Below are 23,065 nucleotides of genomic sequence, written 5' to 3'. Positions count from 1 at the left end.
TAGCGCTTTCTTTCGCTATCGCGCTACACTCCCGGCCTCTTTTATTGAGGGAGCGTCAAATGGAGCTGGTGTTCTATACCAACCCGATGTCGCGTGGCCGCATCGTCCGCTGGATGCTGGAGGAGATCGGGTACCCCTACCGCACGGAACTTCTGGATTTCAGTGCCGGCGCCACCAGGACGCCGGAATTTTTGGCGATCAACCCGATGGGCAAGGTCCCGGCGATTCGCTACGGCACCATGGTGGTGACGGAGACCGCAGCCATCGTCGCCTTCCTAGCCGACATATTTCCCGAGGCCGGGCTCGCCCCGCAGGTCACCGACCCGCAACGCGGCGCCTATTTCCGCTGGCTGTTCTTCGCCGCCGGCCCGCTCGAGGCCGCGATCACGAACAAACGCTTCGGCTTCACCATTCCGCCGGAGCAGACCGGGTTCTGCGGCTATGGCGACTACAAGGCGGTGATGGACACGATGGAATATGCGGTGACGCAATCGCCCTACCTCGCCGGCGAGCATTTCACCGCCGCGGATGTTTATGGCGGCGCGATGATCGGCTTTGGCCTACGCTTCGAGCTGGTCGAAAAACGCCCGGCCTTCGAAAAATACTGGGCCCATATCAGCGCCCGCCCTGCCGCGCTGCGCGCCGCCGGGATCGACGACGCGCTGCTGCCCAAGGCGGCTTGACCTGACGCCGCTCTTCGACCTCGAACGGTTCGTCACCGCGCAAGCGCCGGTGCGCGCCACCGTGCAGGCGGAACTCGCCGCCGGCGCCAAGCGCACGCATTGGATGTGGTTCATCTTTCCTCAGCTCGCCGGGCTGGGGACGAGCCTGATGTCGCGGACCTATGCCATTTCCGGCCGCACCGAAGCCGCCGCCTATCTCGCGCACCCGCAGCTCGGCCCGTTTCTGCTGGACTGCACAAGGCTGGTCCTGGCGGTGCCGGACAAATCCGCCACGGAAATTTTCGGCCCCGTCGACGCCGCGAAATTCCGCTCCTGCATGACGCTGTTCGCAAACGTGTCCGAGGCCCCGGAATTTTCCGCGGCGCTGCAAAAATATTTCGCCGGCAACGCCGACCCGGCGACGCTGGCGCGGCTGTAAAGCGACAGGAAGCGCTACTTTTTGTGAACAAAAAGTAGCAAAAAAACTTTGTTATGCTGGGTCATGGGCTGTGTCGGCGACAACGCCCATGACCCAGCATAACAAAAGTTTTTGCTCCGCTTTTTTCAAAAAGCGGCTTCTTCCTTACTCCTGAACGCTGACGATTTTCACCTTCTTGCCCTGGGCGGACAGCGCGATCTCGCCGCGGATGAGCCGCAGCGCATCCTCGCCGAACATCTCGCGCCGCCAGCCTTGCAGCGCCGGGTTCTCGGCGGTTTCGTCCAGCGCCAGCGCCTCGACGTCCTCGGAACTCGCCACCAGCCTGGGGGCGACATTGTTCTGCTCGGCCACCGCGTTCAGCAGCACTTTCAACAGCGCTACCAGCGCCGGGCTCGCCCGCGCCGTGTCGCGCTGGCGTTCGGAGCGGGGCAGTTGCTCGTCGGAGATCGCCTTCGCCGCGGCGATTGCCGCCAGCAGCGACTGGCCGGACTTGCCTTGGGCAAACCCGGCGGTGATTCCCCGCACCTTGGCCAGTGCCTCGGCGTTGTCGGGCGCCAGCGCCGCGATTTCCGGCACCTGCTCGTCGCGCACCAGGCGCTGGCGGGGAATGTTGACGCGCTGGGCTTCGCGTTCGCGCCAGGCGGCGATGGCCTGGACGATGGCGAGCTGCCGCCGGTTATTGGTGCGCAGCTTCAGCCGCTCCCAGGCGCGCTCCGGCTCCACCCGGTAGCTGGCGGGGTCGGCCAGGGCCGCCATTTCCTGGGCCACCCAGTCCAGCCTGCCATCGACGCGCAGCCGTGCCGTCAGCTTCTCATAGACCGCGCGCAGATGCGTCACGTCGGCCGCGGCATAATCCACCTGCGCCTTGGTCAGCGGCCGCGCCGACCAGTCGGAGAAGCGGTGCGCCTTGTCGATATGCCCGCCGGTCAACGCCGAAACCAGCGCGTCATAGCCCACCTGGTCGCCGAACCCGGCGACCATCGCCGCCACCTGGGTGTCGAACAGGTTTTCCGGCACCGCGCCGAAGCGGAGCAGAAAAATTTCCACATCCTGGCGGCAGGCATGGAACACTTTCACCACGTCCGGCTTGGCCAGCAGCGCGCCCAAAGGCGCCAGGTCGATGCCTTTCGCCTGCGCGTCCACCACCGCGACATCCTCCTCCCCGGCCAGCTGCACCAGGCAGAGTTCCGGGTAATAGGTTTTTTCGCGCATGAATTCGGTGTCGACGGTGACAAATTCCTCGTGGCCGAGCCGCTCGCACAAGGCGGCGAGTTCGGCGGTGGTGGTGATCAAATTAGTATCGATGACGGTCATTCCCTCCCTTAATCATCCCCTGGCTTGACAGGGAAGAGGGCGCGGTTTCTTTCCGCCTCATGGAAACACTTCACGCCTATCGCTCGCATCACTGCGCCGCCCTGAACACCGCCCATATCGGCCAGACCGTCCGGCTGTCCGGCTGGGTCCACGCCAAGCGCGACCATGGCGGTCTGCTGTTCATCGACCTGCGGGACCATTTCGGCCTGACCCAGTGCGTGTTCGCCAGCGGCTCCGCCGCCTTCGCGGCGGCCGACGCGCTGCGCGTCGAGTCGGTGATCACCGTGACCGGTATTGTGGTCGAGCGGGCGCCCGGCACCAGCAACCCGAAGCTGCCGACCGGCGCGGTCGAGCTCAAGGTGGAGCATCTGGCGTTGCAGTCCGGCGCCGACGTGCTGCCGATCCAGGTCGCAGGCCATGAGCATTACCCCGACGAGCTGCGCCTCAAATACCGGTTCCTGGATCTGCGGCGCGAGCAGGTGCACAAGAACATCATGCTGCGCGCGGGCGTGATCGCCTCTTTCCGGCGGCGCATGATCGAATCCGGCTTCACCGAATTCCAGACGCCGATCCTCACCGCCTCCTCGCCTGAGGGCGCGCGCGACTTCCTCGTCCCGGCACGCAACCATCCGGGCAAGTTCTATGCGCTGCCGCAGGCGCCGCAGCAATTCAAGCAGCTGCTCATGGTCTCCGGCTTCGACCGCTATTTCCAGATCGCCCCCTGCTTCCGTGACGAAGCCTCCCGCGCCGACCGTTCGCCCGGCGAATTCTACCAACTCGATTTCGAGATGAGCTTCGTGACGCAGGAAGATGTGTTCAACACCATCGAGCCCATCATCGCCGGCGTGTTCGAGGAATTCGCCAATGGCCGGTTCGTGACCAAGCCGCCTTTCGTGCGCATTCCTTATGATGAATCGCTGCTGAAATACGGCTCCGACAAGCCGGACCTGCGCAACCCGATCATCATTTCCGACGTGACTGAAGCCTTCCGAGGTTCGGGGTTCGGGCTGTTCGCCCGCATCATCGAGGGCGGCGGCATCGTCCGCGCCATCCCCGCCCCCGGCGCGGGCGCCAATCCCCGCTCCTTCTTCGACAAGCTCAACGAATGGGCGCGCGCCGAGGGCGCCGGCGGGCTCGGCTACATCACCTTCTCGGAAGCCGGCCCGCAGGGGCCGATCGCCAAGAATCTCGACCCCGAACGCGCCGAACAAATCCGCGTGACCTGCGGGCTGAAGGCCGGCGACGCCGTGTTCTTCGCCGCCGGCAAGGAGCTGGAGGCCGCGAAATTCGCCGGCACCGTGCGCACCCGGCTCGGCAACGATCTCGGGCTCATCAATGCCGGGGATTTCCGCTTCTGCTGGATCGTCGACTTCCCGATGTATGAGTATGACGAGGAGCTGAAGCAGATCGTCTTCTCGCACAACCCGTTCTCGATGCCGCAAGGCGGGCTCGAAGCGCTGCTGACCCAGGACCCGCTGACGATCAAGGCGTTCCAGTACGACATCGTCTGCAACGGCATCGAGCTGTCCTCCGGCGCGATCCGCAACCACCGCCCGGACATCATGCTGAAGGCCTTCGAGATCGCGGGCTACGGGCCGGAAGAGGTGGAAGCCCGCTTCGGCGGCATGCTCAATGCCTTCCGCTATGGCGCCCCCCCGCATGGCGGCTCCGCGCCGGGCATCGACCGCATCGTCATGCTGCTGGCCGACGAACCGAACATCCGCGAGGTCATCGCCTTCCCCCTCAACCAGCAGGGCGAGGATCTGATGATGGGCGCGCCAGCCCCGGTGCCGGCGAACCGCCTCAAGGAACTGTCCCTCGCGCTGGCTTTACCGCCGAAAGTGGTGAAAGGCTGATACGGTTTTTGAATGTTCCGCCCCTGAAATTCGTCACCGGATTTCAGGGAGACGCGGGCCGCCCACGCGCCGAACCCGACCGGGCCGCGCGACTCCGCCATGGACATGGCCCCGAGTCTGGTGTTGATAGTAGTGGCTTGCGCAATGACCCGCACACGCCTGACGAAATAGTTTTACGGCGTGGTGTCGCCCAACAAACATCGTGCTGTCATCAAAGCTTCAATAAATCGTCATCGTACTTTCACGCAACCCGCCTAAGGAAGCGCCATGGAATTAGCGAATCGCCCGATGCATGAAACGGCAGCTTCCAACACATATCCCGCTGCCCCTCCAAGCAATGTGCGGGTCGCCATCCGCAATCTGGATTTCTATTACGGGGCGACGCACGCGCTGAAGGGCGTTTCGATCGATTATATCGACCGGCAGACGACGGCGATGATCGGTCCCTCCGGCTGCGGCAAGTCCACGCTGCTGCGCGTGCTCAACCGCATGTACGATCTCTATCCCGGCCAGCGCGCCGAGGGCGAGGTGCTGATCGGCGGCGAGAACATCATCGGCGCCGACCAGAACCTCACCCAGCTGCGCCGCCGTGTCGGCATGGTGTTCCAGAAACCCACCCCCTTCCCGAAATCGATTTATGAGAACGTGGTGTTCGGCGTGCGCCTGCACGAGAAGCTCTCGAAGGCGGACATGGACGAGCGCGTGGAGTGGTCGCTGACCCGCGCGGCGCTGTGGAACGAAGTGAAAGACCGGCTGCATACCTCCGCGCTCGGCCTCTCCGGCGGCCAGCAGCAGCGCCTCTGCATCGCCCGCTCGATCGCCGTGCGCCCGGAAGTGCTGCTGCTCGACGAGCCGACCAGCGCGCTCGACCCGATCAGCACGCTCAAGATCGAGGAACTGATCGACGAGCTGAAGCGGGATTTCACCATCATCATCGTCACCCACAACATGCAGCAGGCCGGCCGCTGCGCCGACCAGGTGGCGTTCTTCTACCTCGGCGAACTGGTTGAAGTCGGCCCTTCCAGCCAGATTTTCACCGCCCCGCGCGAACGCCGCACGCAGGAATACATTACCGGCCGCTTCGGCTGAAAACGGTTGAGGGGTAACTAAACCATGGCCGATGAAACCAAACATATCGTCACGAGCTTCGGCAGCGACCTGAAAAAGCTGCATGATATGATCGCCGTGATGGGCGGGCTGGTGGAGCGCGCCCTGGCCGACGCCAGCGCCGCCTTGCTTGAACGCGACGCCGAGCTGGCGGCCCGGGTCGTGGAGATGGACCCGAAGATCGACGCCGAAGAGCGCGCGGTGGAGCAGTTCGCGGTGCGGCTGCTGGCGCTGCGCCAACCGGTGGCCGATGATCTGCGCCAGGTGATCCAGGCCCTGAAAGTCGTCACCGACCTCGAGCGCATCGGCGATTACTCGGCGAACATCGCCAAACGCAGCCTCGTCCTCAACCAGACGGGAAGCAGCTTCTCGCTCTCCGGCCTGGGGCAGATGGCCATGCTGGTGCAGCAGAACCTCAAATCCATCATCGACGCGGTGGGCGACGCCGACACGCAAAAGGCCATCGCCGTATGGCGCGCCGACCAGATGGTGGACGACCTTTACAACACCATCTTCCGCGAACTGATCACTTATATGATGGAGGATGCGCGCAGCATCACGGCCTGCACGCATCTGCTGTTCATCGCCAAGAACCTGGAACGGATCGGCGACCACACCACCAACATCGCCGAACAGACCTATTACGCGGTCACCGGCCAGGCGCTGCCGGATTTCCGGCCGAAAGGCGACCAGACCGCCGCCTATCTCCCCACTAACAAACGCGACAATGGCTAAGCGATGAGCGACCCGAACAAGCCCTATATCCTGATCGTCGAAGACGAAGTGCCCCTGGTCACCCTGCTCCGCTACAATCTGGAAAAGCAGGGCTTTCGGGTTGAAGATGTGGGCGATGGCGGCGAGGCCCTGACGCGGATCGCCGAAGCCACGCCGGACCTGTTGCTGCTGGACTGGATGCTGCCGACCATGTCCGGCATCGAAGTGTGCCGCCAGCTGCGCCGCCGCCCGACGACACGCTCCCTGCCGATCATCATGCTGACCGCCCGCGCCGACGAGCAGGATTCGGTGCGCGGTTTGGATACCGGCGCGGACGATTACATCACCAAGCCGTTCTCGACCGAGGCGCTGATTGCCCGTGTCCGCGCCTTGCTGCGCCGCGCGGGCGCCGTGCCGACCAAGCTCAAGCTCTCCTTCCACGATATTTCACTGGATCCGGCCTCCCACCGCGTGTTGCGCAACGGCCGCGCGCTGCATCTCGGCCCCACGGAATTCCGCCTGCTGGAATTCTTCCTCCGCCATCCGCGCCGGGTGTTCTCGCGCGAGGACGTGCTGAACGCGGTCTGGGGGCGCGACATCCATGTCGAGCCGCGTACCGTGGACGTGCATATCCGCCGCCTGCGCAAGGCCATCAACGGCCCCGGCGAGCAGGACATCGTGCGCACCGTCCGCGCCGCCGGCTATGCGCTCGACCTCGAAACCGCCATCGTCGAGTAAGCAAGAAAGCAGGCGCTTTTTGAAAAAAGCGCCGCAAAAACTTCTTTTATGCTGGGCCGGGGCGGTGAAACCGCATTGGCCCAATTTATAAAAAGTTTTTTGCTTCTTTTTTTCAAAAAAGAAGTGCTTCCCTTTCTTTCACACCTCGTTTCACAATTTTGCCGTTCCCGGTCTATACGGGAAGCATGACAAGCCGCACGATTCCCGTCTCCCCGTTTGTCCTCGTTGTTTTTGGCGCCACCGGCGATCTCGCCCGGCGCAAACTCCTTCCCGCCATGTTCCACCGCGACATTGCCGGCCAGTTGCCGGAAGCGGCGAACATCATCGGCGTGTCGCGCGGCGCCCTGGAGCATGACTTCACCGCCCAGGCGCGCCAGGCGATCCTCGACCATGTGCCGAAAGCCGAGGTGACGGAGCCGGCGCTCGACTCCTTCCTCAAGCGCGTCAGCTATGTGCAGGCCGAGGCCGACAGCGACAAAGGCTGGGCCCAGTTGGCCGAGCGGCTTGCCGCCTATCCCGACCGCATCCACGTCTTCTACCTCGCCACCGCGCCGACTTTGTTCGGCGCTATTTGTGAGCGGCTCGGCCGCTTCGGCCTGGCGGGGGAAAATGCCCGCGTGGTGGTGGAAAAGCCGATCGGTAAAGACCTCGCTTCCGCCCGGGCGGTGAACGAGGCGGTGGGTAAGGTGTTCCCTGAGGAGCGTGTTTACCGCATCGACCATTATCTCGGCAAAGAGGCGGTGCAGAACCTGCTGGCCCTGCGCTTCGCCAACGCTTTGTTCGAACCGCTCTGGAACGCCGCGCATATCGACCACGTGCAGATCACGGTCGCCGAGAGCCTGGGCGTGGAGGGGCGCGCCGATTATTACGACAATGCCGGGGCGCTGCGCGACATGGTGCAGAACCATATATTGCAGTTGCTCTGCCTGGTGGCGATGGAACCGCCCGCGAAGCTCGATGCCGACGCCGTGCGCGACGAAAAACTCAAAGTGCTGCGCTCGCTCACCCCCCTGAATACCGACGCCCTCTGCGCCCTCAACACCGTGCGCGGCCAGTACCGGGCGGGCGCCTCCGCCGGTGGCGCGGTGTCGGGCTATCTGGAGGATCTCGGCGCGGACGAGAGCAGCACGGAAACCTTCGTGGCGCTGAAGGCGGAAATCGGCAACTGGCGCTGGGCCGGCGTGCCCTTCTATTTGCGCACCGGCAAGCGCCTGCCGACGCGCGTCTCGGAAATCGTCATCACCTTCCGGCCGATCCCGCATTCGGTGTTCGACCGCGCCGCCGGGACGATCGAGCCGAACCGGCTGGTGATCCGCCTGCAGCCCGATGAAGGCGTGCGGCTGTTCGTGATGAGCAAGGATCCCGGCCCGGGCGGCATGCGCCTGCGGCTGGTGCCGCTGGATATGAGTTTCGCCGCCGCTTTCCGCGTGCGCAATCCCGACGCCTATGAACGGCTGGTGCTGGACGTGGTGCGCGGCAACCAGACCTTGTTCATGCGGCGCGACGAGGTCGAGGCGGCCTGGAACTGGATCGACCCGATCCTGCAGGTCTGGGCCACCACCAGCGAGCCGCCGAAATCCTACACCGCCGGCACCTGGGGGCCGAGCGCCGCCATCGCGCTGATCGAGCGGGACGGCCGCACCTGGGTCGAAACGGTTGCGTGAATTCACAACCCGCGTCGCGCTGGCGTCAGCCCTGGCGGCAGCGGTCCGGGATGCGTTGCAAACCCGCCTGGCCCGTGACGGAAAAGCGTCTTTGGCGGTTTCCGGCGGCACCACCCCGGCGCTGTTCCTCGATCATCTGGCGCGGGAAAAATTGGATTGGGCGCGCGTCACCATCACGCTGGTGGACGATCGTTGCGTGCCGGAATCATCCGACCGCAGCAATGTCCGGCTGGTCAAGGAACATTTGCTGCAACACGAAGCCGCCGCGGCGCGCTTCGTGCCCCTGGCCGCCGGCCAGGACCAGGCCATCGCCCCCCTCCTCCCCTTCGCCGCGGTGCTGCTGGGCATGGGGCACGATGGGCACACCGCCTCGCTCTTTCCAGGCGGCGACAATCTGGCGGCTTCCCTGGCCGGCCCCCGTCTGATCGAGACGATGCACGCTTCCGGTGCCCCTGAGCCACGCGTGACGCTTACTTTGCCGACATTCCTGCAAACCGATTTTCTCGCCTTGCATATCGAAGGTGCTGCAAAGCGCGCGGTTCTCGCCACCGCCGAAACGGCGGGACCCGTGGAGCAGATGCCCATCCGCGCGGTTCTGGCGCATCGGCCTCGCGCGCAAATCTTTTGGTGTCCGTGAAGAGGAAACCTCAAAATGGTCAATAAAATTCTCGCCGACGTCACGGCGCAGATCACCGCCCGCAGCGCCGCGAAACGCTCTCTCTATCTGCGCCGGATCGAGGCGGCGGCGAGCCAGAAGCCGCAGCGCCGAGCGCTGGGATGCGCCAACCAGGCGCACGGCTTCGCCGCCTGCGCGCCGGGTGACAAAGCCATGCTGCGCGCCGGCGACGGCGCCAGCCTCGCCATCGTCACCGCCTATAACGACATGCTTTCCGCCCACCAGCCTTATGAACGTTTTCCCGACCTGATCCGCGCCGCGGCGCGCGAGGCCGGCGGCGTGGCCATGGTGGCGGGCGGCGTGCCGGCCATGTGCGACGGTATCACCCAGGGCGAGGCCGGCATGGACCTCTCGCTGTTCTCGCGCGACGTGATCGCCCTCTCCACCGCCGTCGCCCTTTCGCACCAGACTTTCGACGCCGCGGTGTATCTCGGCATCTGCGACAAGATCGTGCCGGGGCTGGTGATCGGCGCGCTCGCTTTCGGGCATCTGCCGGCCGTCTTCGTTCCCGCCGGGCCGATGGTTTCGGGCCTGCCGAACGCCGAAAAATCGCGCATCCGCCAGCTTTATGCCGAAGGCAAGGTCAGCCGCGACGCGCTGCTGGAAGCGGAAGCGAAATCCTATCACGCCCCCGGTACCTGCACCTTCTACGGCACCGCCAACACCAACCAGATGATGATGGAGATCATGGGCCTGCATCTGCCGGGTGCGGCCTTCGTCAATCCTAACACGCCGTTGCGCGACGCGCTGACGCATGAGGCGGCGAAGCGGGCGATGGCGATCACCGCTTTGGGCAACGAATACACGCCGATCGGCAAGATCCTCGATGAACGGGCCTTCGCCAACGCCATTGTCGCCCTGCACGCCACCGGCGGCTCCACCAACCATACGCTGCATCTGGTGGCGATGGCGGCGGCCGGCGGCATCACTTTGACCTGGGACGATTTTGCCGCGCTCGCCACCGTCACGCCGCTGCTGTGCCACATCTATCCCAGCGGCAAAGCGGACGTGAACCATTTCCACGCCGCCGGCGGCACGGGCTTTGTCATCCGCGAACTGCTGGAAGACGGGCTGCTGCATGAGGATGTGCAGACCGTCATGGGTACCGGACTCGCCGCCTACGCCAACGAGCCGCGGCTGAACGCCGACAAAACCGTAAGCTGGGTGCCGGGCGCCGAAGCCAGCGGCGATGAGGCCGTGCTGCGCGGACGGCAAAACCCCTTCCAGCCGACCGGTGGGCTGGTGGTGCTGGACGGCGTGCTCGGCCGCGCGGTGATGAAGATTTCCGCGGTCGCGCCGGAGCGGCATATCATCGAGGCCCCGGCCAAGATTTTTCACAGCCAGGAGGAGGTGCAGGCCGCTTTCAAGGCCGGCGCGCTCAACCAGGATTTCGTCGCCGTGGTGCGCTTTCAGGGCCCGAAGGCGATCGGCATGCCGGAACTGCACAAGCTGATGCCGCCGCTCGGCGTGCTGCAGGATAAAGGCTTCCGGGTCGCCCTGGTCACGGATGGCCGCCTCTCCGGCGCGTCCGGCAAGGTCCCGTCGGCCATCCATGTCACGCCCGAGGCCGCCGATGGCGGCGCCATCGCGCTGATCCAGGAAGGCGACATCATCCGCCTGGACGCGGTGGCCGGCACGCTGGAAGTGAAAGTGCCGCCGGACATCTGGGCGCTGCGCCTGCCTGCCGTGGCGGACCTTAGCCTCGCGCATAGCGGCGTCGGCCGCGAACTGTTTTCCGCCTTCCGTCACACCGTCAGCCCGGCCGATGCCGGCGCGAGCATTTTCCTGGGAGCCCCTGCATGAACCTCGCCGAGATTCTCCGCCTCGCCCCGGTCATCCCCGTCCTGACGATCGCCGAGGTGAAAGACGCCGTGCCGCTCGCCCGCGCGCTGGTGAAAGGCGGGCTACCCGTGATCGAGGTGACGCTGCGCACCGGCGCCGGGCTGCAGGCAATCCGCGCCATCGCCGACGAGATGCCGGAAGCGGTGGTCGGCGCCGGCACGGTTCTGACCGAGGCGCAATTCGACAAAGCCGTGGCCGCGGGCGCGCAGTTCGCGGTGTCGCCCGGCGCCACCGGCCACCTGCTGGATGCGGTCTCCGGCCGCGACGTGCAATTGCTGCCCGGCATCGCCACGGCGTCGGAAGCGATGGCGCTGATCGAGCGCGGCTATGAGTTCGCGAAATTGTTTCCCGCCGAGGCGGCCGGCGGCGCGGCACTGCTCTCCGCCCTGGCCGGGCCGCTGCCGCAGGTGAAATTCTGCCCGACCGGCGGGGTGACGCTGGAAAACGCGCACAAATATCTGAAACTGCCGAACGTGGTCTGCGTCGGCGGCTCCTGGATGGTGTCCCGCGCCACCATCGAGGCCGGCGACTGGGACGCCATCGCTATGGCCGCCTCCGCCGCCGCCGCTTTGCACGTGCACCGCACGCCTTAACAAGAAAGCAAGCAGCCGCTTTTTTGAAAAAAAGCGGCGCAAAAAACTTCTTTTACGCTGGGCCTGGGGCGGGGAAACCAGCACGGCCCAGGTTTAAAGAAGTTTTTTGCTTCTTTTTTTCAAAAAAGAAGCGCTTCCTTCATCTTTCCTGTGTGAACCGGCAACGATCCGGCTTGAGGTCGATCAGCGGCGTGCCGTCCAGGCAATCCAGCCCCTGGACGCGCAGGATGTTTCCCTCGATGCCGAGCAGCCGCGCTTTTGACACGCCGATCGGGTTCGGCCGCACCGGCGAGCGGATCGCGAAGGTGCCGCGCAGCGTGCCGTCCTTGGGGCTTTGCAGCAGCAGGTCACGCCGCGACAGATGCAGCCAGTACAGCACGTCCACGAACGCGAACGCCTCCAAGCCTTGCAGCGCCGGCACCCAGAGCGGCAGGATTTCGATCCGGCAAACCGGCCCGTCGAGACTCCCCTGACGCGGCGTTTCGCTTCGCGACGTCCAGGGCGTGCGGATGCGGCCGATAAAGGTCAGTCCCGCATCATTGGCCTCGGGCGGCGTGACGGCACGCTCGCCGTCGCGCAATTCCTGTTCGTGATCCATGAAGGCAGGGTAAAAGCCGCAAAGCGTGGCAGCAACCAGAAGCAAAAAACTTTGTTTACTTTGGGCCCGTGCCGGTTTCACCGCCCCCGCCCCAGCATAACAAAAGTTTTTGCGCCGCTTTTTTCAAAAAGCGGCCACTTCCTTATAAAGCTCCTCATGGCAAGCAAAAAATCCGCTGCTCCCGGTAAGTCCGGATCAGCCACGAATGTCGTCGCGATGCGGCCGAGCCGTTCCAGCGGCATTGATGCTTACGAGCTTTTGCTCGCGGGCATCGAAAACGGCGAACTGCCGGCGGGCACAAGGCTGCGTGAAACCGACTTGGCGCAACGTTTTTCGCTCAGCCGCACGCCGATCCGCGAGGCCCTGAAGCGACTGGAGCAGCAGGGGCTGATCACCCACGAGCCGCACCATGGCGTCGTCGTGACATCGCTGAACTATGGCCAGATCGCCGAGCTGTATTTGCTGCGCGAGGTGCTGGAGGGAACGGCCGCGCACCTCGCCGCACAGCACGCCTCCGACATCGAAATCGGCCTGTTGCAAGAGATGGTCGAGAAAGACCGCGCTTTGACCGATCAGCCCGCGCTTCTGGCCAAGACCAACCGCGCCTTTCACCAGCAGTTGCGCGATGCCGGGCGCAACAGCTTTTTATCGCAGGCGCTGGAAAATCTGCACCTGTCGCTGGCGCTGCTCTCCGGCACCACGCTGGGCGTGCCGGGCCGCGGCGCCGCCTCGGTCCAGGACCATGCGGAGATCGTCGCCCGCATCGCCGCACGCGACCCGAGGGGCGCGGAAGAAGCGGCCCGCCAACATATCCGCAATGCCTTCAAGACCCGCATCCAGATGCTCCAGCAACGCTTCACGGACTGATCACAGTTTCGCCAGAAACGGTTGACAGTGCCTGGCCTCCGATAGATGTATACCGCTGCATACAATTGGAGCCAGGGATGGAAAATCGGGCCTGCGCCTACGACATCGTCGTCATCGGCGGCGGCAATGCGGCGCTTACCGCAGCCATAACAGCACGGGAGGCCGGCGCCTCTGTGCTGGTGCTCGAGCACGCGCCCCAGACCATGCGCGGCGGCAATTCACGCCACACCCGCAACATCCGCGCGATGCATCTTGAGCCGACCTCGGTGCTGACCGAGAGCTATGGTGAGGATGAATATTGGGACGATCTGCTGCGCGTGACCGGCGGCAAGACCGATGAACCGCTGGCCCGGCTGACCATCCGCTCCACCCAGCAGGCCTTGCCCTTCATGGCAAGATGCGGCGTAAAATTTCAGCCCTCTTTGACGGGCACGCTCAACCTCTCCCGCACCAACGCGTTCTTCCTGGGCGGCGGCAAGGCGCTGCTGAATGCCTATTACGCCACGGCGGAACGGCTGGGCATCGATGTCCTTTATAATACCGAAGTCACGGAGATCACGATCGAGAAGCGGCGCGTGCAGCGCCTGAAGGTTGTCAGCAAAGGCTTCCCGTTCGAAGTGACCTGCAAGGCCGTGATCGCCTCCGCCGGGGGGTTTCAGGCGAATATCGAATGGCTGAAGGAAGGCTGGGGACCGGCGGCGGAAAATTTCCTCATCCGCGGCACGCCCTATGCGCAAGGCCGTGTGTTGCGCAACCTGCTGGAGCAGGGCGTGGCGTCCGTCGGCGACCCCACGCAATGCCATGCCGTGGCCATCGACGGCCGTGCGCCGAAATTCGATGGCGGCATCGCCACGCGGCTGGACTGCGTGCCGTTTTCCATCGTCGTCAACCGCGACGGCCAGCGATTTTACGACGAGGGCCAGGATGTCTGGCCGAAACGCTATGCCATCTGGGGCCGGCTTGTCGCCCAGCAGCCGGGACAGATCGCCTACAGCATCATCGACAGCCGCGCCGAAAAGCTCTTCATGCCGTCCGTGTTCCCGGCGATCAAGGCGCAGACCATTCCGGAACTGGCACAGAAACTCGGGCTCGATCCGCAGGCGCTGGACATGACGGTACGCCAATTCAATGAAGCCTGCGTGAAGGGCGATTTCAACGGCGCACAATTGGATGGCGTGCATACCGAGGGTCTGGAGCCGCCCAAGACGAACTGGGCGCGGCCGATCCTGGAACCGCCTTTCATCGGCTACCCGCTGCGTCCCGGCATCACCTTCACCTATCTCGGCGTCAAGGTGAATGAGCGCGCCGAAGTCGTCATGCAGGATGGCGGCATTGTCGAAAATCTTTTCGCTTCCGGTGAAATCATGGCGGGCAGCATTCTCGGCCAGGGTTATCTGGCCGGCTTCGGCATGGCGATCGGGACTGTTTTCGGATGCATCGCCGGAAAGGAGGCCGCACGCCGTGTCCAGCACTGAACTTAACATGATGCCTGAAAGCCCGGCGCCGCAGGCGCCCGAAAGTCAGGCGACGCAGGATGCGCGCCGCGCCATGGAAGTGTGCAATGCCTGCCGCTATTGCGAGGGATTCTGCGCCGTGTTCCCGGCCATGGAGCTGCACCGGGACTTCGCCAAGGCGGACCTCTCCTACCTCGCCAATCTCTGCCATGGCTGCAAAGGCTGCTATTATGCGTGCCAATACGCGCCGCCGCATGAATTCGGCATCAACGTCGCCAAATCGCTCGCGGAGCTGCGGCAGGAAAGCTACGGGCACTATGCCTGGCCGCAGGCTTTGTCCGGCGCGTTCGAGCGCAACGGCCTGATCACCGCGCTGGCCATGTCGGGCGGCATCGCCGCCGTGTTGCTGCTCACTTTGCTGTTGCAACAATCGGCGAACATGTTCGGCGTTCTGCCCATGACACCCGGCGCCGGTTTCTATCTGATCATTCCCAAAGCGGTCATGACCTTAACGGCGCTCGCCGCGTTTGCCTTCGCGCTGCTGGCGCTGGCGGTCGGGTTCCGTAATTTCTGGAAGGAATCCGGCCCGGCAAAGGTAAGCTTCGGCGACATCCATCAGGCCCTCAAGGATGCCGCGAGCCTGCGTTATCTCGGCGGCGCCGGGCATGGCTGCAACGATAAGGACGGCGCATTTTCCAACCAGCGCCGTTATCTTCATCATCTGATGGCCTACGGGTTCCTGTTCTGCTTCGCCGCGACCAGCGTCGGCGCCGTGTATGATCTCTTGCTCGGCTGGCCGGCACCTTACCCTCTGGCGAGTCTGCCGGTGCTTCTGGGCATGATTGGCGGCGCGGGCATCATCGTGGGCTGCGCCGGGTTGCTTTGGCTGAAGATGGCGGCGGACCGGGACCCGCAGGCCCCGTCTCTTCTCGGCGCTGACACAGGGTTGCTTCTGCTGCTGCTGCTCATCGCCATCACCGGCCTGTTGCTTCTGGGGCTGCGTTCGACCAGCGCCCTGGGCGTCGCGCTGTGCATTCACCTCGGACTCGTGCTCAGCTTCTTTCTAACCATGCCCTACAGCAAGTTCGTCCATGGGCTGTACAGATTCGGCGCCCTGATCCGTTACGCGGCGAACCAGCGCCCGCATCAGTAATTCGCCGACCGTATCGGACGAGTCCGGCGCCAAGCCGGAATCGTCCGAACGTGCGACATCTGCATGAAACGCTTTGTCCTTGAAGACTGAGGCCCCGCAGGATCGGCGTGAATCCTTGCGGCTCCATTCAGAACCGACTATCGCAGTATCGATCATCCAAAGGGGAGGAACATGGAAGCAAGCCTAGCAGGGCCGAGTGCGGCACAAATTCGTAAAGTCGCGATTGCAAGTCTGGTCGGCTCTGTCATCGAGCAATATGACTTCCTGGTTACCGGCATCATCGCCGCAACGGTCTGGGGCGGGCTCTTCTTCAAGCTGCCGGGCCTGGCGGCCGCGGCGGCGGCCATCGGCGTCTACGGGCTCGGCATCATCATCCGTCCTGTCGGCGCTTTCATTTTCGGCAACATCGCGGACAAGTTCGGCCGAAAGGACGCGCTGGTCTGGGCTCTCGTGCTCATGGGCGTGTCCACGCTGGCGATCGGCCTGACGCCGACCTATGCGACGATCGGCGCGGCCGCGCCGGTGATGCTGGTTCTCTTCCGGCTCCTGCAGGGGATCAGCTTCGGTGCGGAATTCGGCACCGCCTCCACCTGGGTTGTCGAGCAGGCGGCCAACACCAAGCACCGCGCCTTCTGGGGCGCCTGGGTCGGCTTCGCGATTCCCCTTGGCCTTCTGCTAGGCTTCTCCTCGGTTATTTTCGTCAAGTCGCTGATGAGCGAAGCCGCGTTCACGGCCTGGGGCTGGCGCATCTTCTTCTTCATCGGGTTTCTCGTGGCGATCGTCGGCATCGTGATCCGCGTCGGCACCACCGATAGCTTCCTGTTCGACAAGCTCCGCGAGCAGCGTCACGTTCTGAACTTTCCAGCGGCGCAGGTCTGGAAGGAAATGCCGATGCGCATCATCCGCACCTCCTTCGTCAACGCCATGTTCAGCAGCGCCTTCTTCCTCTCCTTCGTGTTCGGCACCAGCTACATGAAGGCGGTCGGCTTCACCGCCACGCAGGCGGAAGTCGCCGGGTTGATTTCCGCCGCCTTCATGCTCGGCTTCATGATCATCGGCTCCTTGCTGGCCGATAAGCTGAACCGTCGCACGGTGCTGCTGACCTCTGCCGTCGTCTTCCTGGTCTTCACGATCCCCTATTTCTATCTGATCAATACGCACAGCTTCATTCTGGCGATCATCGCGCAAGTCGTCGGGTTCGGGTTCGTCTTCGGCTTCGGCTATGGGGCGATTCCCAGCTTCTATTCTGAGAATTTTCCCACCCGCTACCGCGCTTCCGGTGCCAGCGCAGGCTATCAGCTCAGCCAGGTTTACGGCGGCGGCCTGCTGCCGATCATTGCCGGGCAGATTCTCAAGGATCTGGGCATCCACCGCGCTTATATCTATATCGGCTGCCTCGTGATGGTTTATGCCACCGCGGCGATCATCGCGATCCTGATGACGCCGGATACGACCAAGCTGGATATGAACGCCGACATCTGATCTGAGGCAGCTTGGGCGCGGGGATTTCGCAAAGGCGCGTCTCGCCTCGCCCAACCGTCACCGTCAAGGTTTTTCCCCGCGAAACAAAAGGAGCCTTCATCATCGCGATGAAGGCTCTTTTTTATTGCGCGTGATTCCGGACGGGCGCCGCCGGTTCCGCCCGCACCCGCCGGCGCCGCACCAGGTTGCGGATGATCGCATACAGGCTGGCCGAGGACCAGAAGATCTCGATGAAGAACGAGGGCGTATTGAAATGGTACAGCAAGGAAAAGGAGATCAGCAGACAACCGATGATGTTGAACAGCGGATAGAGCAGCCCTTGCGTATCGAGCTTGCCTTGCACGGCCAGAAGATATTGCAGCACAACGATGCCCGAGCCGAACAGCCCGACGAAGTCGGGCCAGCGCAACGCAACGATGCCCGATACCACCGTGGCCAGAAATCCGTGATCCATCATCTTCCTCATCAGCCTCCCGCCTGGGGAGGCCCCCTCTGCAACAGCCCGTGCGGCAGGGCCTGCCATAGGCCCGGGCGTGCGCGAAGGGAAGCACCGGACCCGGCGCCCACGAGGATGAGGAAATCAGCCGGCGCGAAAACGCATCGGATCGATCGCGGGGATGATCGCGCCGGCCGGCCCGGGATCCTCGCCTTTGATCATCGCCGCCACCAGGGCGCCGGCCGCAGGGGCCGTCTGGATGCCATAGCCCCCCTGGCCGACGCACCAGAAGAAGCCCGGAACGGTCTTCTCCCAGCCGAAGGCCAGGCTGCGGTCGGGTGAGAATGTGCGCAGGCCGGCCCAGCTATGCTCGACCCGGCGCACCTGGATATCCAACGCCTGCTGCATGCGGTCGATGCCGATCGCCACGTCCAGCTCGTCCGGCTGCACGTCGTGCGGGGTCATCGGCGTCTCGTCGCAGGGCGTGACCATCAACCTGGTCCGCGCCTCGGTGCGGACATACCAGTCATGTGCGGCAGACTGCACCATCGGCCAGTGCTCGACCTGATAGGGCGCCGGATCGATGATCGCCGCGGTGCGCCGGCAGGGCACCAAGCCAAGCGGTGCCAGACCGGCGATCCGCGCCACCTCGTCACCCCAGGCCCCGGCCGCATTCACCACCAAAGGGGCCGAAATGACCATGCCGCCCGAGGTCTCCACCTCCCAGACCGCGCCTTTGCGCTCGATACGCCCCGCCCGGTTGCGCAGGAACAAGGCACCGCCCGCCTGCCGCGCCCGACGCAGGTAGAATTGGTGCAAAGCCGCGACATCCATGTCGAAGGAATCGGATTCCACCCCGGCGCGCACGGCGTACCCCGCGATCAGCGCCGGCACCATCGCCTGCACTTCGGTCAGGGAAATCTCTTCGATGCCGAGTTTCTGGCCGATCAGCGCATCCAGCGCGCCCGTCTGCTCGGGTGGCGCCAGGTAGATCACCTTGCGCCCGACCGCGAGATGGTCGGTGCCGATATCCGCCGGCGGATTCAGAAAAAAATCCCGGGCGAGACCGGTCAGCACGCGCACATCAGGGGGACCGTAATTGCGGATCCAGATGGCGGCGGAGCGCCCGGTGGTGTGGTAGCCCGCCTGCTCCTCCGCCTCGACCAGCGCCACACGATGCGTGGCGCCGAGATTGGCGGCTACCGTGGCGCCGGCAATGCCCGCACCGATCACGACCACATCGAACATGTCGCTCATAGGCTTAAGAATCCTTTCAGGCTGGCGATGACCTGCTGCGGCTTGTCGGCGTGCAGCCAATGGCTGGCCCCCGCCACCGTCTCGCGCACGGCATGGGGAAACAAGCGCGCGATCGCCGCGTCCGCCTCAGGCCGCACATAATGCGAGTCTCCGCCGCGCAGAAACAAGGTCGGGCCGGTATAGGGAGCCATGCGAGGCGGGTCGTCCCAGCGCACAAGGTCCGGCATGGCGGCGGCGATTTCCTCCAGCCCGATGCGCCAATGCGGCGCCTCCCCCAGCACCAGATTGTTGAGCAGGAAGGCGCGCATCGGCGGCGCTTCCACCACCCCGGCCAAAGCCCGATCCGCCTCATGACGGGCCAGGCCCGGATGCAACGAGATCGCCCGCATCGCCGCCACATAGTCGGCATAGTCATGGCTGTAATTCACCGGGGCGATGTCCATCACCACCAACCGTTCGACCCGTTGCGGCTGCGTCAGCGCCAGCGCCATCGCCGTCTTGCCGCCGAGGGAATGGCCGACAACGGAAGCCCGCGCCAGCCCCAGGCTTTGCATCGTCTCCGCCACATCCGCCGCCATGGTGGCAAAATCCATGGCCGCGCCATGCGGGCTGTCGCCATGGTTGCGCAAATCCAGGGAAATCACCCGCGCCGTCGCGCTCAGGCCCCGGGCGATGACCCCGAGATTGCGCGCGGCGCCGAACAGGCCATGCAGCAGGACCACATCCGGCCCCTCGCCGGTCACGATGGAGTTCAAGATCATGGGCGATAACATCGCGACTTAACGCAAAAATCTCAAGCAGCGCCATTTTGATTCGTATATGAAACGAATCATGCTGGCCACATTGCTGATTCCGGCGGGGATTTGCGCCTTCGTGCTCACCTGCCGCCTTCCCACCCTGGCCTGCGCCCTCTGGGTGCTGGTGCTGGAAACCTCGCCCGATTTCTGGCTCGACAGGCTGATCGGCCACCATGAGGCCATCATCGCCGCGATGAAGGCGTTCGGCCTGCTGCTGGCGGCGGTGCTGGCGCTACGCGCCGGGCTGAGGGCGGATCGCTACAACCCCGCTTGGGCGTTTTTCCTGATCTTCTGCACCGGGCTGATGCACGGGCTGTATCCGGGCCTGTCGCTGCCAGGCTCGGCGCGGTCGCTGCTCGGTTCGGCGGCACCGTTTCTGTTCGGGTTCCTGCGCCTACCCGCGCCGGTCGTGCGGGCCGTGAAATGCTGCGCCATCCTGGCGCCGGCGGCCACGGTCGGCTTCGGCCTGGCGCTGGCGCTCGCCGGGTGCGATCAAATGTATGAGTTCGAACAGGGCGCCTTGCGGCTCGGCGCGTCCGGGGAGCCGCCCTTTCTCGCCGGCTTTGCCCTGATCGGCGTCTATGCCGGGCTCCTGGAGTTTCTGGCGGGCGGCGCGACCCTGTATCTTGGCGTCACCGGCCTCAACCTCGTCATCATCCTGTGCACCGGGGCGCGGGGACCGCTGCTGCTGGGTCTGGCAGTCACCATCGCGGTGCTGGCACGGCAAGGCCGCCTCCGGCTCCTGGCGGCTTTGGGGGCCCTGCTCAGCCTGACGGTGATGTTTGCGCCCGATCTCACCTTGTTCCGGGTGATCGACCTGGCGCGGCTTGGCGAGGCGGAGTCTCTCTCCAACCGCGCTCTGGTCTGGCCGTATTTCCAGCACGCTTTCGCTGCCTCGCCATTCTTCGGCTGGGGCATCGGCGCCGGAAAAGTGATCATCCCCCTCACCTCGCCGCTCGCCGCGGAGCTCGGCACCAATGCGGCGCACAACGAATATCTGCGCATCGGCGCGGAAGGCGGGGCGCTGGGCCTTGGCACCCTGCTGCTGTCTCTCTGGCTCTGGGTGAAGCGCGGCAGCGCCGCCCTGGCGCCCGAGCCCCGCTGGTTCATGCGCCTCGTCTTTTGTGCTTTCGCCCTGCATTCCGTCACTGACAATACTTTGATCGCGACAACCAGCTCTGTTTTCTTTCTCTGGGTCAGCGCCGTCTTCGCAACCGCATCATATCCGACTAAACCCGCGACATGATCACCCGCCGCACCGCCCTCGGCCTGCCCCTGGCCCTCCTCGCCCCCCGCGCCTTCGCCGCCGACGCGCCGCCGCTGGCCATCGTCATGAACTCCGCCGGCGCCTCGATCAGCGTCATCGACATGACCACAAGGAAGGTGGTGGACACCTGGCCGGCCTATCGCGAGCCCAGCCACTGGGCGCTCACGCCGGACCGCAAGACGCTCTATGTCTCGGATGCCAGCGGCAATGCGCTGTTCGCCTTCGACCCGGTCACCGCCGCCCCGCGCGGCCATATCCGCATGGGCGACCCCTACCAGCTCGGCTACACGCCGGACCAGAAATACCTGGTGGTGAACGCGCTGCGCCTCGACCATGTGGACATTTACGACGGCCAGACGCTCAAGCTGGTGAAGCGTTTCTCACCCGGCTCGATGCCGAGCCATCTCGATTTTTCGCCGGACAGCCGCTGGAGCTTCAACTCCATGCAGGGCGGCGACACACTCGTCTCCTTCGACCTCACCACCATGACCATGCGCTGGAAGGTGCGCGTCGGCGACACGCCGGCCGGCGTGCTCTGGCATAATGGAAGGGTCCTGGTCGCGGTGATGGGGGCAAGCGAGGTGGTGGAACTGGACCCGCAAACCGGTGCAATCACCCGCCGCGTGAAAACCGGCAAGGGCGCGCACAACATCTTCCTCTCCGACGACCGCTCGGTGCTCTACGTCTCCAACCGGATCGCCGGCTCGCTCAGCGCGCTCGACCCGGTCACGCTGGAAGTGCGCCGCACCTACCCCCTGCCCGGCTGCGGCCCGGACGATATGGGCATTGCCCCGGACGGGAAACTCTGGATCGCCCTGCGCTTCGCCGAGGCGGTGGCGGTGATGGACCCGGTCACCGGCGATTATGAGCAAATCCCGGTCGGCCGCTCGCCGCACGGGATCTTCCTCACCACCCAGCTGCGCAAGCACGGCGCGATTACGGCGGAGCGGCTGTAAGGCAAGGAAGGAAAGAAAGAAAGAACTACTTTTTGTGAACAAAAAGTAGCAAAAAAACTTTGTTCATTTTGGCCTATGGCGGTTTCAACGCCCGGGCCCAGTTTAATAAAAGTTTTTGCGCCGCTTTTTTCAAAAAGCGGCTACTTCCTTCATCGCCTTGCCTCTGGGGACACGCATGGGACTCGACCGTTTTTTCAGCATCATCGCGGGTTACATCGACCAGTACGCGGTGCTGCCCGTGCTCTATCATTTCGGCTGGATGACCTGGGAGGAGCTGTCGTTCGACTGGTGCCTCATCTGCGTCTACGGCATGTTCGCCGTGATCGTCACTTATGCGGTCTGCTGGCCGCTGGAGGCGCTGTTCCCGGTCGAGCGCTGGGAGAGCAAGCAAGCCGTCGTCACCGATGTGATCTACACCATCCTCTCCCGCGTCGGCGTGATCCCGGTCGTGACCTTCCTGATCTTCTACCAGTTGCAGACCGAATTCAGCGGCGCGATCGTCGATGCCGGCTTCATCCCGCCGGACCTGGAAATGGTGTTCCCGTTCCTGTTCGGTCATCCGATCCTCACCTTCCTGTGCTATGCGCTGATCCTGGATTTCGCCGAATATTGGCGCCACCGCCTCTCCCACACCTACCGCTCCTGGTACGCGCTGCATGCCTTGCACCACGCGCAACGGCAGATGAGCTTCTGGTCCGACGACCGGAACCATCTGCTGGATGAGGGCCTCTCCTTCCTGTGGTTCTTTGCCATCGGCCTCGCCATCGGCATTCCGCCGCTGCAATTCCCGCTGCTGATCCTGGCGCTGCGCTTCGTCGAGAGCCTCAGCCACGCCAACATCAAGCTGTCCTTCGGGCCGTTCGAGCCGCTGATCGTCTCGCCGCGCTTTCACCGCCGCCACCACGCCACCAAGGCGGCGGGCTATCATTCCTGCAATTACGCGGCCGTGTTCCCGATCTGGGACATCATCTTCCGCACCGCCGATTTCTCCAATGTCTGGCTGCCGACCGGCGACCCCAAGGCCACCGAGGCGCTGCATTCCGGCGGCTATTTCACCCAGCAATATACGGGCGTGAAAATGTTCGTGCGGGCGCTGACCCGGAGCAAGGCCAAGGCTTAATTAAGGCAAGAAAGCGCTACTTTTTGTGAACAAAAAGTAGCAAAAAAACTTTGTTATGCTGGGCCAAGGGCGT

At 64.3% G+C, this 23,065-nt stretch carries 22 protein-coding genes; 17 read left to right on the top strand and 5 right to left on the bottom strand.

The window, feature by feature from the left end; translation table 11 throughout:
* Nucleotides 1-59: 59 nt before the first annotated feature.
* Nucleotides 60-683 carry a glutathione S-transferase family protein gene (locus VNC39_RS13830; RefSeq protein WP_325400185.1) on the top strand — a complete coding sequence of 208 codons (624 nt, stop codon included), beginning with the start codon at nucleotides 60-62 and terminating at the stop codon, nucleotides 681-683.
* Nucleotides 628-1,101: a DUF1810 domain-containing protein gene (locus VNC39_RS13825; RefSeq protein WP_325400207.1), complete on the top strand. Its 474-nt coding sequence runs from the start codon at nucleotides 628-630 to the stop codon at nucleotides 1,099-1,101. Before VNC39_RS13830 ends, VNC39_RS13825 begins: the two co-directional genes overlap by 56 nt.
* A gap of 144 nt (nucleotides 1,102-1,245) precedes the next feature.
* Here the strand turns inward: VNC39_RS13825 and rnd are convergent, their stop codons facing one another.
* Nucleotides 1,246-2,415, bottom strand: a complete 1,170-nt coding sequence (gene rnd, locus VNC39_RS13820) for a ribonuclease D (protein ID WP_325400183.1) — start codon at nucleotides 2,413-2,415, stop codon at nucleotides 1,246-1,248.
* A gap of 59 nt (nucleotides 2,416-2,474) precedes the next feature.
* On the opposite strand from rnd, the gene aspS reads away from it, so the two are divergent.
* The 8 genes from aspS to eda all read left to right on the top strand — a co-directional run bounded on the left by aspS (nucleotide 2,475) and on the right by eda (nucleotide 11,605).
* Nucleotides 2,475-4,271 carry an aspartate--tRNA ligase gene (gene aspS, locus VNC39_RS13815; RefSeq protein WP_325400181.1) on the top strand — a complete coding sequence of 599 codons (1,797 nt, stop codon included), beginning with the start codon at nucleotides 2,475-2,477 and terminating at the stop codon, nucleotides 4,269-4,271.
* A 288-nt stretch (nucleotides 4,272-4,559) separates the two neighbouring features.
* On the top strand, nucleotides 4,560-5,360 hold the full coding sequence (pstB, locus tag VNC39_RS13810; RefSeq protein WP_325400205.1) for a phosphate ABC transporter ATP-binding protein PstB: 801 nt from the start codon (nucleotides 4,560-4,562) through the stop codon (nucleotides 5,358-5,360).
* A gap of 24 nt (nucleotides 5,361-5,384) precedes the next feature.
* Nucleotides 5,385-6,113: a phosphate signaling complex protein PhoU gene (gene phoU / locus VNC39_RS13805; protein ID WP_325400179.1), complete on the top strand. Its 729-nt coding sequence runs from the start codon at nucleotides 5,385-5,387 to the stop codon at nucleotides 6,111-6,113.
* A 3-nt stretch (nucleotides 6,114-6,116) separates the two neighbouring features.
* Nucleotides 6,117-6,830 carry a phosphate regulon transcriptional regulator PhoB gene (gene phoB / locus VNC39_RS13800; RefSeq protein WP_325400177.1) on the top strand — a complete coding sequence of 238 codons (714 nt, stop codon included), beginning with the start codon at nucleotides 6,117-6,119 and terminating at the stop codon, nucleotides 6,828-6,830.
* A gap of 185 nt (nucleotides 6,831-7,015) precedes the next feature.
* Nucleotides 7,016-8,494: a glucose-6-phosphate dehydrogenase gene (gene zwf / locus VNC39_RS13795; protein WP_325400175.1), complete on the top strand. Its 1,479-nt coding sequence runs from the start codon at nucleotides 7,016-7,018 to the stop codon at nucleotides 8,492-8,494.
* On the top strand, nucleotides 8,487-9,131 hold the full coding sequence (gene pgl, locus VNC39_RS13790) for a 6-phosphogluconolactonase (RefSeq protein ID WP_325400173.1): 645 nt from the start codon (nucleotides 8,487-8,489) through the stop codon (nucleotides 9,129-9,131). The genes zwf and pgl overlap by 8 nt, the downstream gene beginning before the upstream one ends.
* 15 nt (nucleotides 9,132-9,146) lie before the next feature.
* Nucleotides 9,147-10,973 carry a phosphogluconate dehydratase gene (gene edd, locus VNC39_RS13785; RefSeq protein ID WP_325400171.1) on the top strand — a complete coding sequence of 609 codons (1,827 nt, stop codon included), beginning with the start codon at nucleotides 9,147-9,149 and terminating at the stop codon, nucleotides 10,971-10,973.
* Nucleotides 10,970-11,605 (top strand): bifunctional 4-hydroxy-2-oxoglutarate aldolase/2-dehydro-3-deoxy-phosphogluconate aldolase, encoded by a 636-nt coding sequence (gene eda / locus VNC39_RS13780; protein ID WP_325400169.1) that lies wholly within the window; start codon nucleotides 10,970-10,972, stop codon nucleotides 11,603-11,605. The genes edd and eda overlap by 4 nt, the downstream gene beginning before the upstream one ends.
* A 139-nt stretch (nucleotides 11,606-11,744) precedes the next feature.
* On the opposite strand, the gene tsaA is transcribed toward eda, so the two are convergent.
* Nucleotides 11,745-12,203: a tRNA (N6-threonylcarbamoyladenosine(37)-N6)-methyltransferase TrmO gene (gene tsaA, locus VNC39_RS13775; protein WP_325400167.1), complete on the bottom strand. Its 459-nt coding sequence runs from the start codon at nucleotides 12,201-12,203 to the stop codon at nucleotides 11,745-11,747.
* Nucleotides 12,204-12,359: 156 nt separating this feature from the next.
* Between tsaA and VNC39_RS13770 the strand changes: the two genes are divergently transcribed.
* The 4 genes from VNC39_RS13770 (at nucleotide 12,360) to VNC39_RS13755 (ending at nucleotide 17,159) form a co-directional block, all read left to right on the top strand.
* Nucleotides 12,360-13,070, top strand: a complete 711-nt coding sequence (locus VNC39_RS13770; protein ID WP_325400165.1) for a GntR family transcriptional regulator — start codon at nucleotides 12,360-12,362, stop codon at nucleotides 13,068-13,070.
* A 77-nt stretch (nucleotides 13,071-13,147) separates the two neighbouring features.
* Nucleotides 13,148-14,545: an FAD-dependent tricarballylate dehydrogenase TcuA gene (gene tcuA, locus VNC39_RS13765; protein ID WP_325400163.1), complete on the top strand. Its 1,398-nt coding sequence runs from the start codon at nucleotides 13,148-13,150 to the stop codon at nucleotides 14,543-14,545.
* Between the two features lie 7 nt (nucleotides 14,546-14,552).
* Nucleotides 14,553-15,677 carry a tricarballylate utilization 4Fe-4S protein TcuB gene (tcuB, locus tag VNC39_RS13760; RefSeq protein ID WP_325400161.1) on the top strand — a complete coding sequence of 375 codons (1,125 nt, stop codon included), beginning with the start codon at nucleotides 14,553-14,555 and terminating at the stop codon, nucleotides 15,675-15,677.
* A gap of 171 nt (nucleotides 15,678-15,848) precedes the next feature.
* Nucleotides 15,849-17,159, top strand: coding sequence for an MFS transporter (locus VNC39_RS13755; RefSeq protein ID WP_325400159.1), 1,311 nt, complete (start codon nucleotides 15,849-15,851; stop codon nucleotides 17,157-17,159).
* A gap of 121 nt (nucleotides 17,160-17,280) precedes the next feature.
* Here VNC39_RS13755 and VNC39_RS13750 read toward each other — a convergent pair whose 3' ends face one another.
* From VNC39_RS13750 to VNC39_RS13740, 3 genes are all read right to left on the bottom strand, one after another.
* Nucleotides 17,281-17,625 (bottom strand): CBU_0592 family membrane protein, encoded by a 345-nt coding sequence (locus tag VNC39_RS13750; RefSeq protein ID WP_325400157.1) that lies wholly within the window; start codon nucleotides 17,623-17,625, stop codon nucleotides 17,281-17,283.
* Between the two features lie 114 nt (nucleotides 17,626-17,739).
* Entirely contained in the window at nucleotides 17,740-18,852 is a 1,113-nt protein-coding gene (locus tag VNC39_RS13745; RefSeq protein ID WP_325400155.1) for an NAD(P)/FAD-dependent oxidoreductase, read from the bottom strand.
* Nucleotides 18,849-19,613, bottom strand: a complete 765-nt coding sequence (locus VNC39_RS13740; RefSeq protein WP_325400153.1) for an alpha/beta fold hydrolase — start codon at nucleotides 19,611-19,613, stop codon at nucleotides 18,849-18,851. The genes VNC39_RS13745 and VNC39_RS13740 overlap by 4 nt, the downstream gene beginning before the upstream one ends.
* 58 nt (nucleotides 19,614-19,671) lie before the next feature.
* Between VNC39_RS13740 and VNC39_RS13735 the strand changes: the two genes are divergently transcribed.
* The 3 genes from VNC39_RS13735 to VNC39_RS13725 all read left to right on the top strand — a co-directional run bounded on the left by VNC39_RS13735 (nucleotide 19,672) and on the right by VNC39_RS13725 (nucleotide 22,992).
* The gene (locus tag VNC39_RS13735; protein WP_325400151.1) at nucleotides 19,672-20,895 is read left to right on the top strand and encodes an O-antigen ligase family protein; all 1,224 of its coding nucleotides are present in this window, start codon (nucleotides 19,672-19,674) and stop codon (nucleotides 20,893-20,895) included.
* Nucleotides 20,892-21,872 (top strand): YncE family protein, encoded by a 981-nt coding sequence (locus VNC39_RS13730; RefSeq protein WP_325400149.1) that lies wholly within the window; start codon nucleotides 20,892-20,894, stop codon nucleotides 21,870-21,872. The genes VNC39_RS13735 and VNC39_RS13730 overlap by 4 nt, the downstream gene beginning before the upstream one ends.
* A gap of 175 nt (nucleotides 21,873-22,047) precedes the next feature.
* The gene (locus VNC39_RS13725; RefSeq protein WP_325400147.1) at nucleotides 22,048-22,992 is read left to right on the top strand and encodes a sterol desaturase family protein; all 945 of its coding nucleotides are present in this window, start codon (nucleotides 22,048-22,050) and stop codon (nucleotides 22,990-22,992) included.
* Nucleotides 22,993-23,065 lie beyond the last annotated feature (73 nt).

Source organism: Acidocella sp. (genome assembly GCF_035535915.1).
GTDB lineage: Bacteria > Pseudomonadota > Alphaproteobacteria > Acetobacterales > Acetobacteraceae > Acidocella.
Note: the sequence above shows the minus strand (reverse complement) of the source record. Positions and strands in the feature narration are given on the sequence as shown.

What these genes read in the sequence shown, in the direction of transcription:
- VNC39_RS13830 (WP_325400185.1), top strand. Translation starts at nt 60, where the DNA reads ATGGAGCTGGTGTTCTATACCAACCCGATGTCGCGTGGCCGCATCGTC.
- rnd (WP_325400183.1), bottom strand. Translation starts at nt 2,415, where the DNA reads ATGACCGTCATCGATACTAATTTGATCACCACCACCGCCGAACTCGCC.
- aspS (WP_325400181.1), top strand. Translation starts at nt 2,475, where the DNA reads ATGGAAACACTTCACGCCTATCGCTCGCATCACTGCGCCGCCCTGAAC.
- pstB (WP_325400205.1), top strand. Translation starts at nt 4,560, where the DNA reads ATGCATGAAACGGCAGCTTCCAACACATATCCCGCTGCCCCTCCAAGC.
- phoU (WP_325400179.1), top strand. Translation starts at nt 5,385, where the DNA reads ATGGCCGATGAAACCAAACATATCGTCACGAGCTTCGGCAGCGACCTG.
- phoB (WP_325400177.1), top strand. Translation starts at nt 6,117, where the DNA reads ATGAGCGACCCGAACAAGCCCTATATCCTGATCGTCGAAGACGAAGTG.
- zwf (WP_325400175.1), top strand. Translation starts at nt 7,016, where the DNA reads ATGACAAGCCGCACGATTCCCGTCTCCCCGTTTGTCCTCGTTGTTTTT.
- edd (WP_325400171.1), top strand. Translation starts at nt 9,147, where the DNA reads ATGGTCAATAAAATTCTCGCCGACGTCACGGCGCAGATCACCGCCCGC.
- eda (WP_325400169.1), top strand. Translation starts at nt 10,970, where the DNA reads ATGAACCTCGCCGAGATTCTCCGCCTCGCCCCGGTCATCCCCGTCCTG.
- tsaA (WP_325400167.1), bottom strand. Translation starts at nt 12,203, where the DNA reads ATGGATCACGAACAGGAATTGCGCGACGGCGAGCGTGCCGTCACGCCG.
- VNC39_RS13770 (WP_325400165.1), top strand. Translation starts at nt 12,360, where the DNA reads ATGGCAAGCAAAAAATCCGCTGCTCCCGGTAAGTCCGGATCAGCCACG.
- tcuA (WP_325400163.1), top strand. Translation starts at nt 13,148, where the DNA reads ATGGAAAATCGGGCCTGCGCCTACGACATCGTCGTCATCGGCGGCGGC.
- tcuB (WP_325400161.1), top strand. Translation starts at nt 14,553, where the DNA reads ATGATGCCTGAAAGCCCGGCGCCGCAGGCGCCCGAAAGTCAGGCGACG.
- VNC39_RS13755 (WP_325400159.1), top strand. Translation starts at nt 15,849, where the DNA reads ATGGAAGCAAGCCTAGCAGGGCCGAGTGCGGCACAAATTCGTAAAGTC.
- VNC39_RS13750 (WP_325400157.1), bottom strand. Translation starts at nt 17,625, where the DNA reads ATGAGGAAGATGATGGATCACGGATTTCTGGCCACGGTGGTATCGGGC.
- VNC39_RS13745 (WP_325400155.1), bottom strand. Translation starts at nt 18,852, where the DNA reads ATGAGCGACATGTTCGATGTGGTCGTGATCGGTGCGGGCATTGCCGGC.
- VNC39_RS13740 (WP_325400153.1), bottom strand. Translation starts at nt 19,613, where the DNA reads ATGATCTTGAACTCCATCGTGACCGGCGAGGGGCCGGATGTGGTCCTG.
- VNC39_RS13735 (WP_325400151.1), top strand. Translation starts at nt 19,672, where the DNA reads ATGAAACGAATCATGCTGGCCACATTGCTGATTCCGGCGGGGATTTGC.
- VNC39_RS13730 (WP_325400149.1), top strand. Translation starts at nt 20,892, where the DNA reads ATGATCACCCGCCGCACCGCCCTCGGCCTGCCCCTGGCCCTCCTCGCC.
- VNC39_RS13725 (WP_325400147.1), top strand. Translation starts at nt 22,048, where the DNA reads ATGGGACTCGACCGTTTTTTCAGCATCATCGCGGGTTACATCGACCAG.